Source organism: Nocardia vulneris, from assembly GCF_001613425.1.
Lineage (GTDB): Bacteria > Actinomycetota > Actinomycetes > Mycobacteriales > Mycobacteriaceae > Nocardia > Nocardia vulneris.
The window spans coordinates 519,232-532,163 of sequence record NZ_BDCI01000017.1 but is presented as its reverse complement, the minus strand read 5'-3'; the positions used below and the strand labels follow the sequence as shown (position 1 = coordinate 532,163).

At 68.3% G+C, this 12,932-nt stretch carries 16 protein-coding genes; 12 read left to right on the top strand and 4 right to left on the bottom strand.

Features of this window, described 5'->3' with window-relative positions:
* Positions 1–101: 101 nt before the first annotated feature.
* Positions 102–356: a hypothetical protein gene (locus NVU01S_RS20155; protein WP_043671023.1), complete on the top strand. Its 255-nt coding sequence runs from the start codon at positions 102–104 to the stop codon at positions 354–356.
* 8 nt (positions 357–364) lie between these two features.
* Here the strand turns inward: NVU01S_RS20155 and NVU01S_RS20150 are convergent, their stop codons facing one another.
* Entirely contained in the window at positions 365–1,834 is a 1,470-nt protein-coding gene (locus NVU01S_RS20150) for a mannitol dehydrogenase family protein (protein ID WP_043671160.1), read from the bottom strand.
* A gap of 146 nt (positions 1,835–1,980) precedes the next feature.
* Between NVU01S_RS20150 and NVU01S_RS20145 the strand changes: the two genes are divergently transcribed.
* The 6 genes from NVU01S_RS20145 to NVU01S_RS20120 all read left to right on the top strand — a co-directional run bounded on the left by NVU01S_RS20145 (position 1,981) and on the right by NVU01S_RS20120 (position 8,438).
* A complete protein-coding gene (locus tag NVU01S_RS20145) occupies positions 1,981–2,943 on the top strand; it encodes a sugar-binding transcriptional regulator (RefSeq protein WP_052280631.1) in 963 nt (320 codons plus the stop codon).
* Positions 2,943–4,301 carry an ABC transporter substrate-binding protein gene (locus NVU01S_RS20140; RefSeq protein WP_043671017.1) on the top strand — a complete coding sequence of 453 codons (1,359 nt, stop codon included), beginning with the start codon at positions 2,943–2,945 and terminating at the stop codon, positions 4,299–4,301. Before NVU01S_RS20145 ends, NVU01S_RS20140 begins: the two co-directional genes overlap by 1 nt.
* 2 nt (positions 4,302–4,303) lie before the next feature.
* Complete coding sequence (locus NVU01S_RS20135; RefSeq protein WP_043671015.1) at positions 4,304–5,272, top strand: carbohydrate ABC transporter permease; 969 nt, start codon at positions 4,304–4,306, stop codon at positions 5,270–5,272.
* Positions 5,269–6,111: a carbohydrate ABC transporter permease gene (locus NVU01S_RS20130; RefSeq protein ID WP_014983586.1), complete on the top strand. Its 843-nt coding sequence runs from the start codon at positions 5,269–5,271 to the stop codon at positions 6,109–6,111. The genes NVU01S_RS20135 and NVU01S_RS20130 overlap by 4 nt, the downstream gene beginning before the upstream one ends.
* Before the next feature lie 12 nt (positions 6,112–6,123).
* A complete protein-coding gene (locus NVU01S_RS20125) occupies positions 6,124–7,236 on the top strand; it encodes an ABC transporter ATP-binding protein (protein ID WP_043671012.1) in 1,113 nt (370 codons plus the stop codon).
* A 122-nt stretch (positions 7,237–7,358) separates the two neighbouring features.
* Positions 7,359–8,438, top strand: a complete 1,080-nt coding sequence (locus NVU01S_RS20120; protein WP_043671157.1) for an amidohydrolase family protein — start codon at positions 7,359–7,361, stop codon at positions 8,436–8,438.
* Between the two features lie 43 nt (positions 8,439–8,481).
* On the opposite strand, the gene NVU01S_RS20115 is transcribed toward NVU01S_RS20120, so the two are convergent.
* Positions 8,482–9,231, bottom strand: a complete 750-nt coding sequence (locus NVU01S_RS20115; RefSeq protein WP_043671009.1) for a helix-turn-helix domain-containing protein — start codon at positions 9,229–9,231, stop codon at positions 8,482–8,484.
* 302 nt (positions 9,232–9,533) lie between these two features.
* Here NVU01S_RS20115 and NVU01S_RS20110 point away from each other — a divergent pair, with 302 nt between their 5' ends.
* A complete protein-coding gene (locus NVU01S_RS20110; RefSeq protein WP_043671154.1) occupies positions 9,534–10,355 on the top strand; it encodes a hypothetical protein in 822 nt (273 codons plus the stop codon).
* A 19-nt stretch (positions 10,356–10,374) separates the two neighbouring features.
* Here the strand turns inward: NVU01S_RS20110 and NVU01S_RS20105 are convergent, their stop codons facing one another.
* Positions 10,375–10,566, bottom strand: a complete 192-nt coding sequence (locus tag NVU01S_RS20105; RefSeq protein ID WP_029896188.1) for a hypothetical protein — start codon at positions 10,564–10,566, stop codon at positions 10,375–10,377.
* A 68-nt stretch (positions 10,567–10,634) separates the two neighbouring features.
* Positions 10,635–10,841 carry a CsbD family protein gene (locus tag NVU01S_RS20100; protein WP_029896186.1) on the bottom strand — a complete coding sequence of 69 codons (207 nt, stop codon included), beginning with the start codon at positions 10,839–10,841 and terminating at the stop codon, positions 10,635–10,637.
* A gap of 171 nt (positions 10,842–11,012) precedes the next feature.
* On the opposite strand from NVU01S_RS20100, the gene NVU01S_RS20095 reads away from it, so the two are divergent.
* From NVU01S_RS20095 to NVU01S_RS20080, 4 genes are read left to right on the top strand one after another with little or no spacing between them, the layout of a single operon-like run.
* Positions 11,013–11,579, top strand: a complete 567-nt coding sequence (locus NVU01S_RS20095) for an RNA polymerase sigma factor (protein WP_042263175.1) — start codon at positions 11,013–11,015, stop codon at positions 11,577–11,579.
* Positions 11,570–12,166: a hypothetical protein gene (locus tag NVU01S_RS20090; protein WP_043671006.1), complete on the top strand. Its 597-nt coding sequence runs from the start codon at positions 11,570–11,572 to the stop codon at positions 12,164–12,166. The genes NVU01S_RS20095 and NVU01S_RS20090 overlap by 10 nt, the downstream gene beginning before the upstream one ends.
* Positions 12,163–12,537, top strand: coding sequence for an Asp23/Gls24 family envelope stress response protein (locus tag NVU01S_RS20085; RefSeq protein ID WP_014983595.1), 375 nt, complete (start codon positions 12,163–12,165; stop codon positions 12,535–12,537). The genes NVU01S_RS20090 and NVU01S_RS20085 overlap by 4 nt, the downstream gene beginning before the upstream one ends.
* Positions 12,534–12,854, top strand: a complete 321-nt coding sequence (locus NVU01S_RS20080; RefSeq protein ID WP_043671004.1) for a hypothetical protein — start codon at positions 12,534–12,536, stop codon at positions 12,852–12,854. Before NVU01S_RS20085 ends, NVU01S_RS20080 begins: the two co-directional genes overlap by 4 nt.
* Positions 12,855–12,932: the final 78 nt, after the last annotated feature.

The following is a 12,932-nucleotide window of genomic DNA, read 5'->3' as shown; positions in this document are numbered from 1 at the left end:
CGGCCCGGGCGCTCTGGTGCTGGCGGTGGCAGCGGCACCAGAACTCGGGGGCCAGCAATTGGGGGCGTTGGGTGATCGCGTTACCGCATTAGTTTGAGGTCATGCAGAAACTGATGGGTACGGTCTCGCTTCGCACGTTCGCCGTCTGCGCCACGATCGGCGCCGGCGTGGCCCTGGGGCATGGCACCGCGGCCGCGCAGACGCCCGACGCACCGTCGATCGCCAGTGGCGCGGACCGGGTCGCCGACCCGCACGCACTGGCCGGTCAGTTCGTCCGGGCGCTGAACACCGGCTCCTCCGGGCTGTGCCTGCCGATCGCGACCGGTAGCAACGCCGGGACGCCGGGCTGCGGTTAACCGTCCCGCTAGCCCGCGAGTTCGGCGACCGTCGCGCGAGCGCCCTTGGCGTACAGCGAATCCAGCGCCGCGACGTACTCGCGCACGAACCGTGGCTCGTCGATCAGATCGCCGAAAACCTCGCGGTCGCTGAGGAATGCGGTGCGGTCCGTGCGCTGGCGGCGGGCCAGTGGGCCGAGGCGCTCGCGCAGCCGATCCACGATCTCGATCGGTTCACCCTGTTCGTCGGTGCCTTCCGCGTACCGCGCCCAGCTGGCCACAAGTGCTGCCGCGCAGGTGATCTCGCCGCCGTCGGCGAGGCGGCGGCGGATCACCGGCAGCACCCACTTGGGGATGCGGTCCGATGATTCCGCGCAGAGCCGGGCGATGGTGTCACCGATCGCCGGGTTGGCGAACCGCTCGATCAGCGTCTGCTTGTAATCGGCCAGATCGACACCGGGCACCGGCAGCAGGGTGGGGGTGGCCTCGGCGTCCATGTAGCGCAACAGGAATCGGCGGAACACCGGATCCAGCGCCGCGTCGTGCACGAGCCGGTAGCCGCTGAGATAGCCGAAGTAGGCCAGCGCTTGATGGCTCGCGTTCAACAGGCGCAGCTTCATCAGCTCGTACGGCGCGACATCGTCGACGAGTTGCACGCCGACCGCGCCGTAGTCCGGCCGGCCCAGCGTGAACGAATTCTCCAGCACCCACTGGGTGAACGGTTCGGTGACCACCGGCCACCCGTCCCGCACGCCGAAGCGCCGCTCGACCTCGGCCGCCGCGTCCGGCGGCGTGACCGGGGTGATCCGGTCGACCATGGAATTCGGGAAACGCACCTCGGCGGCCACCCAGTCGCCGAATTCGGCGTCGCGCAGCCGGGCGAACGCGCTGAAGGTTTTGCGGGCGACCTCGCCGTTGCCCTCGATGTTGTCGCACGACAGCACGGTGAACGGCGCGATACCGCGGGCCCGCCGCCGGGCCAGCCCCTCGGTGATCAGTCCGAAGATGGTGGCGGGCACCGCATCCGGGGCGAGATCGGCCTGGATGGCCGGATCCTCGGCGGCGAACTCGCCGGTGGTCGCCGAGATGTGATAGCCGCCCTCGGTCACGGTGAGCGAGACGATGCGGGTGCTCGGCGCCGCCAGTTTCGCCAGCACGGCCTCGGGATCGTCCGGGGCGTAGAGGTATTCGACGATCGAGCCGATCACCCGGGCGGTCCAGCCGCCGTCCGGGGCGAGCACCGACAGCGTGTAAAGCCCGTCCTGCGCGGTCAATACGTCGCGCATCCGGCGGTCGCCGGGCAGCACGCCCACCCCGCAGATGCCCCATTCGCGCGCCTCGCCGCGCGCCAGTAATCGGTCCAGGTACATCGCCTGGTGCGCGCGGTGAAAGCCACCGACACCGAAATGCACTATGCCGGTGGTGATCTCCGACCGATCGTAGGCCGGTGTCGCGATACCCGAGCCGAGGTTCCGTAGCGTCGCGGCATCGAGCGGCACGCCTGTGTCCCAAGTCATAACTACCCCACCACTGTTGTGTACGTCACATATCGGATGGTACCCTCTGTGAGCAGGAGATCACATGCTGAGCATATGCTCAGACTCATGGAGGAGGCCATGTGGCCACCGTCCCATCCCGGCCGGGTATGCCGGATGACGTCAGGCTCGCGCTCCGCGCCGCGCAGCTTTATCACTTGGAAGGCGCTACTCAAGCCGAAATCGCGGCCAAACTCGGTGTTTCGCGACCGACCGCGGGCCGGCTCATCGCCCGGGCCCGCGCCCAGGGCTTGGTGCGCATCGAGATCAGCCTCCCGGACGATTTGCGCGACACCGTGCACACCGAGCTCGAGCGCGAACTCGAAGCGGCGTTCGGCCTGACCGAGGCGGTGGTGCTGCGTGATGTGCCCGATGGTTCGCCGTCCGGCCTGCAGCCGCTGGCGCGCGCCGCGGTCGCCGTGCTCACCCGCCGGTTGCAGCCGCGCGACACCCTCGGATTCACTTGGGGCCCAGAGACGATCGCGGTGGCGCACGAGTTGCACACCAAGACGACCCGCTGCACGTTCGTCGTCCAGCTGGACGGGTCGATGACCTCGGGCGACTATCAGACCGGCGTCGAGTACACCCTCGGCCGCTGCGCGACCTATTTGCAGGCCACCCCGGTCCGGCTGCACGCTCCGCTCTACGCTGACCCGGCGACTGTCACTGCGCTGGAACAGGATTCGGTGCTCGGCAAGCCGATGGCGCTCGGCCGGCACGCCGAGGTGATGATGTTCGGCGTCGGCACGGTGTCCACCGCGACCACGCTGTTCGAGGGCAGCTACCTCGATACCGCGATCCTCGACGAATTGCGCGGGCTCGGCGCGGTGGGGGAGATCGGCGGCAGATTCTTCCGTGCCGATGGCGGCGATGTCATGGGATCGCTTGCCGCGCGGACGGTCTCGGTCGCCCTCGACGCGGTGCGCGCCTGTCCCGCCACGTTGCTGATCGCCGGCGGCGCGGCCAAGCACGAAGCCACCCTCGGCGCACTGCGCGGCGGGCTGGCCAAGATTCTCGTCACCGATATCGAGTGCGCGCGGTGGCTGCTGGAGCAGAAAGAGGGTGCGGCCTGATGCGAAGGCACAGCCCGATCCGGAGAAATATACTGGCGCTGGGGATTTCGGCCGTGCTGGCCGCGTCGGGCTGTGCGGGTGCCGGCTCGTTCGGCGCCGGCGGCGATACGGTCACCATCGCCATGGTCTCGAATTCGCAGATGCGCGACGCGATCGCGCTGTCCGGGGAGTTCGAACGCGAGAACCCCGGAACCAAGCTGAAATTCGTCTCGCTGTCGGAGAACGAGGCCCGGGCGAAGATAACCGCCTCCGTCGCCACCGGCGGCGCCGAGTTCGACGTGGTGATGATCAGCAACTACGAGACCCCGCAGTGGGCCGAGAACGGTTGGCTGACCGACCTTTCCAGCTACGCGCGCAACACGCCGGGCTACGACGAGGAGGATTTCATCCCGTCGCTGCGTAAGTCGCTGTCGTATCAGGGCTCGATGTACTCGGTGCCGTTCTACGGCGAGTCGTCGTTCCTGATGTACCGCAAGGATCTGGTCGAGCAAGCCGGTCTCAGCATCCCGGCCGAACCCACCTGGGAGCAGGTCGCCGCCGCGGCCGCGAAACTGGACGATCCGGCGGCCGGGCGGTCCGGCATCTGCCTGCGCGGCAAGCCCGGCTGGGGTGAGTCCCTGGCCCCGCTCAACACGGTGATCAACACCTTCGGCGGCCGCTGGTTCGACGAGAACTGGCACGCCCAGCTCACCAGCCCCGAGGTGGTGCGGGCCGTCGAGTTCTACATCGACCTGGTCCGCACGCACGGCGAACCCGGTGCGGCCACCAGTGGTTTCGGTGAGTGCGCCACGCAGCTCGCGCAGGGCAACACCGCGATGTGGTACGACGCCACCTCGGCCGTTTCGGTGCTGGAGGACCCCGCGTCGAGCAAAGTGGTCGGCAAGATCGGCTATGCGCTCGCGCCGATCATGCAGAAGCCGAACGCGGGCTGGCTCTACACCTGGTCGCTCGGCATCCCGAAGACGACCGACAAGCCCGACGCGGCATGGAAATTCGTGTCCTGGATGACCAGCAAGCCCTACATCCGGATGGTGGGGGAGAAGCTCGGTTGGTCGCATGTGCCACCGGGCAGCCGTCTTTCGACCTACCAGATACCCGAGTACCGCGAGGCGTCCAAGGCGTACGGACCGCTCACCTTGTCGGCCATGGCCGGTGTCGACCCGGAGCATCCCGGCGTGCGACCGGTGCCGTACACCGGCATCCAATTCCTGACCATTCCGGAATTCCAGGACCTGGGCACCAGGGTGAGTCAGCAGATCAGCGCCGCGGTCGCCGGCCGGATCAGCGTCCGTGCCGCCCTCGACCAGGCGCAGCAGTACGCCGACGTGGTCGGGCGGTCGTATCGAGAAAGTCAGTGACAATGTCGGAAACCACCACCGCACCAGCAGCTTCCGCGCCGCCCGCGCCTGAGTCGGCGCCCCCGCTGGTCTCCCGCCGCGATCGGATCTCCAGGGCCGAGGGCTGGCGGCGGCGCGGACCGCTGTTGCCCGCGCTGATCTTCATGATCGTCGTCACCCAGCTGCCGTTCGTGTTCACCCTGTACTACTCGACCCAGTCGTGGAACCTGGTCCGTCCGGGTTCGCGGCATTTCACCGGCCTCGACAATTACGCGGAAGTGTTCCGCGACAGTCAGTTTCGTCAGGTCGCGCTGAACACCGTGATCATGATCGTCGGCACGGTCATCATCTCGGTGGTCCTCGGCCTGCTGCTGGCGCTGCTGCTGGATCGGGCGTTCTTCGGGCGCGGTATCGTGCGCACGCTGCTCATCACCCCGTTCCTGGTGACACCCGTTGCGGCCGCGCTGATCTGGAAGACGACCATGCTGGACCCGGTGTTCGGTCTGGTGAACGTGGTGCTGAAACCGTTCGGCGCCGGACAGATCGACTGGGTGAGCCGCTATCCGCTGCCCGCGGTGATGGCCGACCTGGTGTGGCAGTGGACCCCGTTCATGATGCTGCTGATCCTGGCCGGACTGCAGTCCATGCCGCGCGACATCGTGGAGGCCGCCCGGGTCGACGGCGCGAGCTCGTTCGCGGTCTTCCGCGAGCTCACCCTGCCGCACCTGCGCCGGTTCATCGAACTCGGCGCGGTGCTCGGGGCCATCTACCTCGTCAACACCTTCGACGCGGTGTACATGATGACCTCCGGCGGTCCGGGTATCGCCAGCTCCAACCTGCCGTTCTACATCTATCAGCGCGCGTTCCTCGGTTTCGATATCGGTCAGGCGGCCGCGATGGGCGTCATCACCGTCATCGCGACCACCGTGGTCGCCACCCTGGCCCTGCGCCTGCTGTTCAAGTCCTTCACCGGAAAAGAGGAGGCGGCATGACCGCGCAACAGGTTCCGGTCCGCCGCAGGCGCAGCCGCAGCGGCCTGCTCTGGACGGTGCTCGCCTGGGTGGTCGGCATCGGGTTCTTCTTTCCCGTGCTGTGGATGGTGCTCACCGCGTTCAAGCAGGAGGCCGACGCCTATACCGATCCGCCGAAGCTGTTCTTCACCCCGACGCTCGACCAATTCGCGGCTGTACTGGACAGCGGTATCGGCACCACGTTGCTGAATTCCGCCTTCGCCACCGCGATGTCGACGATCCTGGTGCTGCTGCTCGGCCTGCCCGCCGCCTTCGCGCTGTCGCTGCGGCCGGTGCGGCGCACCCAGGACGCGCTGTTCTTCTTCATCGGCACCAAGATGCTGCCGGTGGTCGCGGCGATCGTGCCGCTGTACGTGATCGTCGGCGATATCGGTCTGCTGGACAATATCTGGGCGCTGGTCGTGCTCTACACCGCGATGAACCTGCCGATCGCGGTCTGGATGATGCGCTCGTTCTTCCTCGAGGTGCCGAGCGAGCTGCTCGAGGCCGCGAGCATGGACGGCGCGAGCCTGTGGACCGCGGTGCGCGAGGTGATCCTGCCGCTCGTCTCGCCCGGTATCGCCGCGACCGCGCTGATCTGTGTCATCTTCTCGTGGAACGAATTCTTCTTCGCGGTGAACCTGACCGCCGTTCAGGCACAGACAATTCCGGTCTTCCTCGTCGGATTCATCACCGGCGAGGGGTTGTACTGGGCCCGGTTGTCCGCCGCCGCGGTGCTCTCTGCGCTCCCTGTCGTCCTTGCCGGTTGGATCGCGCAGAACAAGCTCGTGCGCGGCCTGTCCTTCGGCGCCATCAAGTAAGGAACACCACTCATGGCCACCATTCGTTACGACTCGGCGTCCTGTGTCTACGCCGGGGCCGACAGTCTCGCGGTCGACTCGCTGGATCTCGATATCGCCGACGGCGAATTCATCGTCCTGGTCGGGCCTTCGGGCTCGGGCAAGTCCACCGCGCTGCGCATGCTCGCCGGGCTGGAGGAGATCGACGCCGGTTCCATCCGCATCGACGGCGCGGACATGGTCGGCGTGCCGTCCAAGGATCGCGATATCGCGATGGTCTTCCAGAACTACGCGCTGTACCCGAACAAGACCGTGGGCGAGAACATGGGTTTCGCGCTCAAGATGATGAAAGTGCCGCTGGCCGAACGGAAACGACGGGTGGCCGAGGCCGCCGAGCTGCTCGGCCTCACCCCGTTCCTGGATCGCAAACCGGCGAAACTGTCCGGCGGGCAACGACAGCGGGTGGCGATGGGCCGGGCGATCGTGCGGGAGCCGCGGGTGTTCTGCATGGACGAGCCGCTGAGCAACCTCGATGCCAAGCTCCGGGTGCAGACCCGCACCCAGATCGCCGCGCTGCAACGGCGGCTGGGCACCACCACCGTCTATGTCACGCACGATCAGGTCGAGGCGATGACCATGGGCGACCGGGTCGCGGTCCTGCGCGACGGCCGGTTGCAGCAGTTCAGCACTCCGGCCGAGTTGTACGACCGGCCGGCCACCGCGTTCGTGGCGGGCTTCATCGGCTCGCCGTCGATGAATCTGTGCACGGTGGCGCTGGTGCCCGGCGGGGTCGAGATCGCGGGCAGCACACTGGAACTGCCGCGCGAACGGCTGGCCCGCCTGGCCGAGCTGGGCCTGTCTCGGGTGACCGTGGGCATCCGGCCCGAACAGCTCGAATTGCGCAGGGATGCCGAGGGTTTCGAGGTCACGGTGGAGTTGATCGAGGAACTCGGCAGTGAGTCCTACGTCTACGCCCGACCGTCGGGCGGCGCGGTGACGGGTTTGGACGGCGAGTCGTTCCTGTTCGTCGCGCGCTCGGCGATGCGGGCGCCCGCTCGGCTCGCCGAATCGGTGCGGCTCGCGGTAACCGATGCTGCCGCAGTGCATCTCTTCCATCCGGAGACCGGTGCCCGGCTGGCCGACTAGCGCGATTCGATCATGCGCAAGGTGTTACCACTTCGTGTGCGGACAAATGGGTTGACGGCTACTAACGTTCCATGCTGAGCGGTTGCATCCCGCCGCTGACGACTACCGCACCGGAGGTCCGCGTGACTGTCGAAGCCCCAGCGAACGGGAAAACCGCCCTGCGCAACGTTCGGGTCTTCGACGGGCACAGACTCACCGAGCCGACGACGGTGGTGATCGACGGGGCGGTGATCGGCACCGACCCGGCCGGGGCCGAGGAGGTCGACGGCCACGGGGCGGTGCTGCTACCGGGTCTGATCGACGCGCACGTACACCTATCCGGTGGTGAATCGCTGGACCAGTTGGCCGCGCACGGCGTGACCACCGCGCTCGACATGGCCACCTGGCCCGCCGAGCGCTTGGACGCGCTCCGAAATCGACCGGGTACCACCGACATTCGCAGCGCGGGCGTGCCGATCATCGGCCCGGGCGGGGTGCATGCGCACTTGCCCGGCTTGGCCGAGCAGGCGGTCATCCGCGGCGTCGAGGATGCCGAGAGCTTCGTCGCCGAGCGCGCCGCCGCCGGATCGGACTACATCAAGCTGATGCTGGAAGCTCCGGGCGCGGGCGGTCCCGACGCGGCGACGGCGAAAGCGGTGGTGGCGGCCGCGACCGCCCGGCAGCTGCGCACCGTCGTGCACGCCACGTCCCTGGCCGCCTACGCCCTGGCGCTGGATATCGGCGCCGACATCATCACGCACGTGCCGACGGACGGGCAGGTCCCCGCCGCGGACGTGCACCGGATGGCGACCGAGGGACGGGTGGCCACGCCCACGCTCACGATGATGCAGGGCATCGCCAAGGCGCAGGGCGTCCTCGGCTTCGCCGACTGCCTCGCCACCGTCGCCGCGCTGCACACCGCGGGCGTCGCGGTGCTCGCCAGTACCGACGCGAACAGCACCCCGGGCGTGCCGTGTCAGCCGCCGCATGGCGACTCGCTGCACCGCGAACTGGAACTGCTGGTCACCGCCGGCCTGTCCACCGCCGAGGCGTTGCAGGCCGCGACCAGCTTGCCCGCCGAGCATTTCGGGCTCACCGATCGTGGCGCCGTCGTCCCGGGCAAGCGGGCCGATCTCGTGCTGATCGACGGCGACCCCCTCGCCGACATCCACGCGACCCGCACCATCACCAAGGTCTGGTGCGCGGGCATCGCGCACGACTGACCGCGCCGGTCGGCGTCCGGACCGCGCCGGACGCCAACCGGTTTCACAGTGACATCGCCCCGGTCGACCTGAGCAGCCTGGTGAGGTTCGCGCTCACCAGGCCCGCCGCCCGCAGCACCGCCTCCGCGACCGCGGGCACCCGGGGCAGGTCTGCCACTGTCGCCGCCAGCGCGGCGACCACCTCCCCGGACGGCCCGCGGACCGGCGCCGCCACACACGCCAGCCCGAACCGGGTCATGTCGGTGTCGTAGGCGAGTCCCCGCTCCCGGGTCACCGCCAGTTGCCTGCTCCATTCCCGCTGGGAATAGCCGGTCGGCGGGGTGGTGACGGTGCGCCCGATGGCGAGCGCCTGCTCGGCCGCCGTGCCCGGCGGCAGCAGCACGCCCGCGCGCAGCGGGAAGATCTCATCGATCTCGCGCCCGATGCCGCCGATCAACATCGTGTGCCCCCGATCGGTCACCGCGAGACTGAAACCTCCGCGATCCGAGGCCGCGGTCAACTGCCCGAGTGGCCGCGCCGAGGCCGCCCTGAGCAACCGCGCGGGCTGCCAGGTCTGCCCGAGCCGATACACCCGGGGGCCGATTTGATAACGGCCGCTGCGCCGTTGCACCGCGCCCTCCACGACCAACTGGTTGAGCAGCCGGTAGGCCGTGGCCTTCGGCAGTCCCGCGGCCGAGGCCAGCTGTGTCAAGCCGACCTCGTCCCCTTCCGCGAGGACCTCCAACAGGGCGAATGCGCCCTCCAATACGCCGCGGCCCCCCATAGCCGCCCGTTCGATCGTCGCTTCGCTCACTCTCTGTCCTCCCATGCAGATAACGCAACGAACCGAGCACGTCGTTCTTATCGCTCGTGGTCCAACAAATGGAACGCCCGGTTCGCTCATCCGACCGTTCGCTTCCGAACCGCGGCCGACCAGCGACAACATTGGTCCGTCGCACCGCATGGGCGCCGGGACATTCCAACTGACGAACAACAGTCTCCGGCGCAGGCCCTTCACCCACGTTTCATCGGCGTCTCACGACGTCGCGAGGGGTGTTCGGCGGCGGCGGCCACTACTCGGGGGAAATTTCGGCAGACGAAATCGAGGGAGAACAAATGGTCGACAGCCTCTTCGCGGATGTGTCATATTTTCAGGTGCCGGTGGACGATTCCTACCCGTTCGGCATCCTGAGCTTCCGCTCCAACGACGGTACATTTCGCGATTCGAACTTCGCCGCGAACTACGACTGGGCTTGTCGTGCAGTCGATTCCGGTCGGTTGGCGTGCTTCGTCGTGTACTTCTACTGGCGCCCGAACTGGGCCGAGACGGTGCAGGTCCACCGGGACATGGTGGCTGGGGTAGGCGGTCCGCACCCGCGGATGATCACCATGATCGATGTCGAATCCGGGGGTAATCCCGGCGGGGATCATTCCGACGCGCTCAACGCGACCTATTGGAGCGTCGCCGACTGGCTCGGCGACACCCGCCGGGTCATCGGCTACGCGAACAGCGGCGATTTCTTCGGCATGTGGTCACATCGGCCCGCCGGCCTGCGCATGGTCGGGGCCGGGTATGGCCGCAATCCGAACCTGCCGGGTCAGATCGCGCACCAATACACCGACGGCCAGGGCTACGGCGGCGGCCTGCCCGAGGGCTGCCCGCCGTTCGGCGACTGCGACATGAACATCGCCTACGGCATGTCGCCCCAGGATTTCGCCGCGGCCTGCGGCGTCGGAATAGAGGAGGAATTCATGTCCGCACTGAACGAGTTCGAGCAGCGCGAGCTGCTGGACAAGACCCGCGACATCTGGACCCAGCTGCGGGGGCCGGACGGCCAGGGCTGGGCGCAGCTCGGCAAGAACGAGAAGGGCCAGAACCGCACGCCGGTCGACGCGCTCGCGGCGGTCGAGGAGGCGTTGCAGCAGCCGCGCACCTAGTGCGGACGCGCGCGGCCGGTCAGGCCTTGTGCGGCAGGATGCTCAGCACGAGCACCAGCCCGCCCACGATGCTGGCACCGGCCGCGACCGTCGCGCCGAGCGAATGCGTCAGCGCCGCGACGGCGATGGTCAGCGCGAGCGAGGTCGCCGCGGCGAGCACCGCGGTGCCCTGTTCGATGCCCGCGATCCGGGCCGGTCGTTGTTCGGTCACTGTCTTACCTCTGTTCGAACCGGAGACGGTGTGCGGCCGGGCAAACCGGCCGCACACCGCGGCGCGGGCTACTTGCCCAGTGCGCTCTTGGTCTTGTCCACCGCGTCACCGATGGCGTCCTTGACGTTTTCCACCGCGCCCTTGACGGCCGCCCCGACCTGATCCGCCTTACCCTCGGCAGCCAGGTCCTCGTCACCGGTCGCGTTGCCCGCGGCCTCCTTGGCCTTACCGCCGAATTCGTCGACCTTGTTGCCGATCTTGTCGCTCAGAGACATCGAAACCTCCTGCTGCGTTGGCGCGCATCCCGATCGGATGCGCATGTCCTAGAGACACGGCGCGCGGGGGAAAGCGCACGCAGCAACCACTGAGACAACGATCACGTCATACTGGGCCGTGACGGTTTCCGATCCGCGGTGTCTTTACGGACAAGCGGTGGAGGAGGTGCTGTGACCACGACCGAAACGGTTGCCGAGACCACGCCGGACGATGCGACCCTGGTGAGCAGGGCGCGCGACGGCGATATGCGGTCCTATGAGCAGCTGGTGGTGCGCTATCAGGCGCAGATGTTTCGGCTCGCGGTCAAGATGCTCGCCGACCGGGCCGACGCCGAAGATGTGGTGCAGGAGGTGTTTCTGGGTGCTTGGCGCCGCCTTCCGCAACTCAACGAGGACGCCGCGTTCGTCGGCTGGCTCTATCGCATGACGACCAACCGCTGTCTGAACGTGATCCGGGCCCGCCGGCCGACGGTCGAGGTGGATCCGGAGACGACCGAATCGCCGCGCTCGGACACCCAACCCGAGCACGCGGTGCAGGTGAGCACGCAATTGGCAGCGCTGAACGCGGCGCTGCAACTGCTCACGCCCGAACAGCGCGCCTGCTGGCTGCTGCGCGAGGTACACGGGCTTTCCTACGAGGAGATAGGCGACATCGTCGAGGTGAACACGACGGCGGTGCGTGGCCGGATAGCCAGGGCGCGAGCCCACTTGTCCGAGGTGATGAAACCATGGCGGTGAACGGCACGACCGAACAGGACTACCTGCTGCCTTGCGGCCGCGAGATCGAACAGGTCTGGGACCGGCTGGACACGGTCGAGGCCGGGCTCGGCGACGAACACGACAACACCTGCCCGCACTGCGCGGCGGCCAGGGACAGTCTGCTGGCCCTGCGCGCGGCGACCAAGGAGCTGATCGACGAACCGGATCCGGCGCCGCCCGATCTCACCGGGCGCATCATGTCCGCGGTCCGCGCCGAGGCCCGGCGCGGCCGGACGCTGAGCCTGCCGACGACCATGCCCGGTGTGGTGGAGGTGAGCGAACAGGCCGTCGCCGCGGTGCTGCGCTACGCCGCCGATTCGGTGCCGGGCGTGCGCGCCAGGCACTGCCGGGTGCGTCGCGTGGGTTCGGGCACGGACGGGGCGAACCTGCTGGCGGTCGAACTCGCGGTCGCGATCCGCTTCGGTCACACCACCGTCGGCGCCGCGCTGCCGGTGGTGCGCGAGCGGGTGCGCGCGGCGCTGGCCGCACAGGTCGGTCTCGAGCTGGCGACGCTGGACCTGGTGGTCGCCGATATCTACGAGGACACAGGGGACGCGCCGCGATGACCGACGTAGTTTCCGAGGTGGTGATCGAGACACCGGTCATCGCCGCGGTGGCCGCGCATGCGGCCCGCGCGACGCCGGGTGTGATCCGGCTGGAACCCGGTGTGCGCGGCCTGGTCTCGTCCCTGCTCCGGGTGAGCAAACAGCGGCTCACCAGTGCCGATCCCGCCCCGTCGGAGGGCGTGCGGGTGCGCCGGAGCGCGTCGGGCGCGCTGAGTGTGCAAGTGGATCTGGTGATTTCGGCCGAACGCGCCGCGGCGGTGATCGGTCAGGCAGTGCAACAGGAGGTTTCGCGGGTGGTGTTCGAGCAGACCGGTCAGGCGGTCGACGAGGTGTCGGTGTCCATTCTCGATATCGAACCGGAGCGGCAGTGAATTCTTCCGGCGACGTCATCGCGGCGATTCTCGCCGCGCTGGACACCATCGACGGCCTGCGCCCCGCGACCACCCTCGGCACCGAGCCGCCCGCCTGGTGGCCATGGGACGCAAGGGGATTCGCGGTGGACCTGACCCAGACCCGGGTCGAGATCCGGGTCACCGCGGCCGAGCTACCGCTGACGCCGCTGCTGGACAAGGCGACCGAGGCCGTGCGTGCGGCGTTGGCCGAGACGCCGTGGTCGGAGGCCCGATTGCGGCTGGTGGTCACCGATCTCGACGCCGTGGCCTTCGGCGGAGAAGGGAGAGTTACCTAGCTCACAGCAGCGCACCCGTGACGATCGGACCGCGCAGGTGTCCATCCATAGCAAGCGAATCCGCTGTACCCCAAGGGA

Coding starts and splice junctions, on each gene's coding strand:
- NVU01S_RS20155 (WP_043671023.1), top strand. CDS start 102: ATGCAGAAACTGATGGGTACGGTCTCGCTTCGCACGTTCGCCGTCTGC.
- NVU01S_RS20145 (WP_052280631.1), top strand. CDS start 1,981: ATGCCGGATGACGTCAGGCTCGCGCTCCGCGCCGCGCAGCTTTATCAC.
- NVU01S_RS20140 (WP_043671017.1), top strand. CDS start 2,943: ATGCGAAGGCACAGCCCGATCCGGAGAAATATACTGGCGCTGGGGATT.
- NVU01S_RS20135 (WP_043671015.1), top strand. CDS start 4,304: ATGTCGGAAACCACCACCGCACCAGCAGCTTCCGCGCCGCCCGCGCCT.
- NVU01S_RS20130 (WP_014983586.1), top strand. CDS start 5,269: ATGACCGCGCAACAGGTTCCGGTCCGCCGCAGGCGCAGCCGCAGCGGC.
- NVU01S_RS20125 (WP_043671012.1), top strand. CDS start 6,124: ATGGCCACCATTCGTTACGACTCGGCGTCCTGTGTCTACGCCGGGGCC.
- NVU01S_RS20110 (WP_043671154.1), top strand. CDS start 9,534: ATGGTCGACAGCCTCTTCGCGGATGTGTCATATTTTCAGGTGCCGGTG.
- NVU01S_RS20100 (WP_029896186.1), bottom strand. CDS start 10,841: ATGTCTCTGAGCGACAAGATCGGCAACAAGGTCGACGAATTCGGCGGT.
- NVU01S_RS20090 (WP_043671006.1), top strand. CDS start 11,570: ATGGCGGTGAACGGCACGACCGAACAGGACTACCTGCTGCCTTGCGGC.
- NVU01S_RS20085 (WP_014983595.1), top strand. CDS start 12,163: ATGACCGACGTAGTTTCCGAGGTGGTGATCGAGACACCGGTCATCGCC.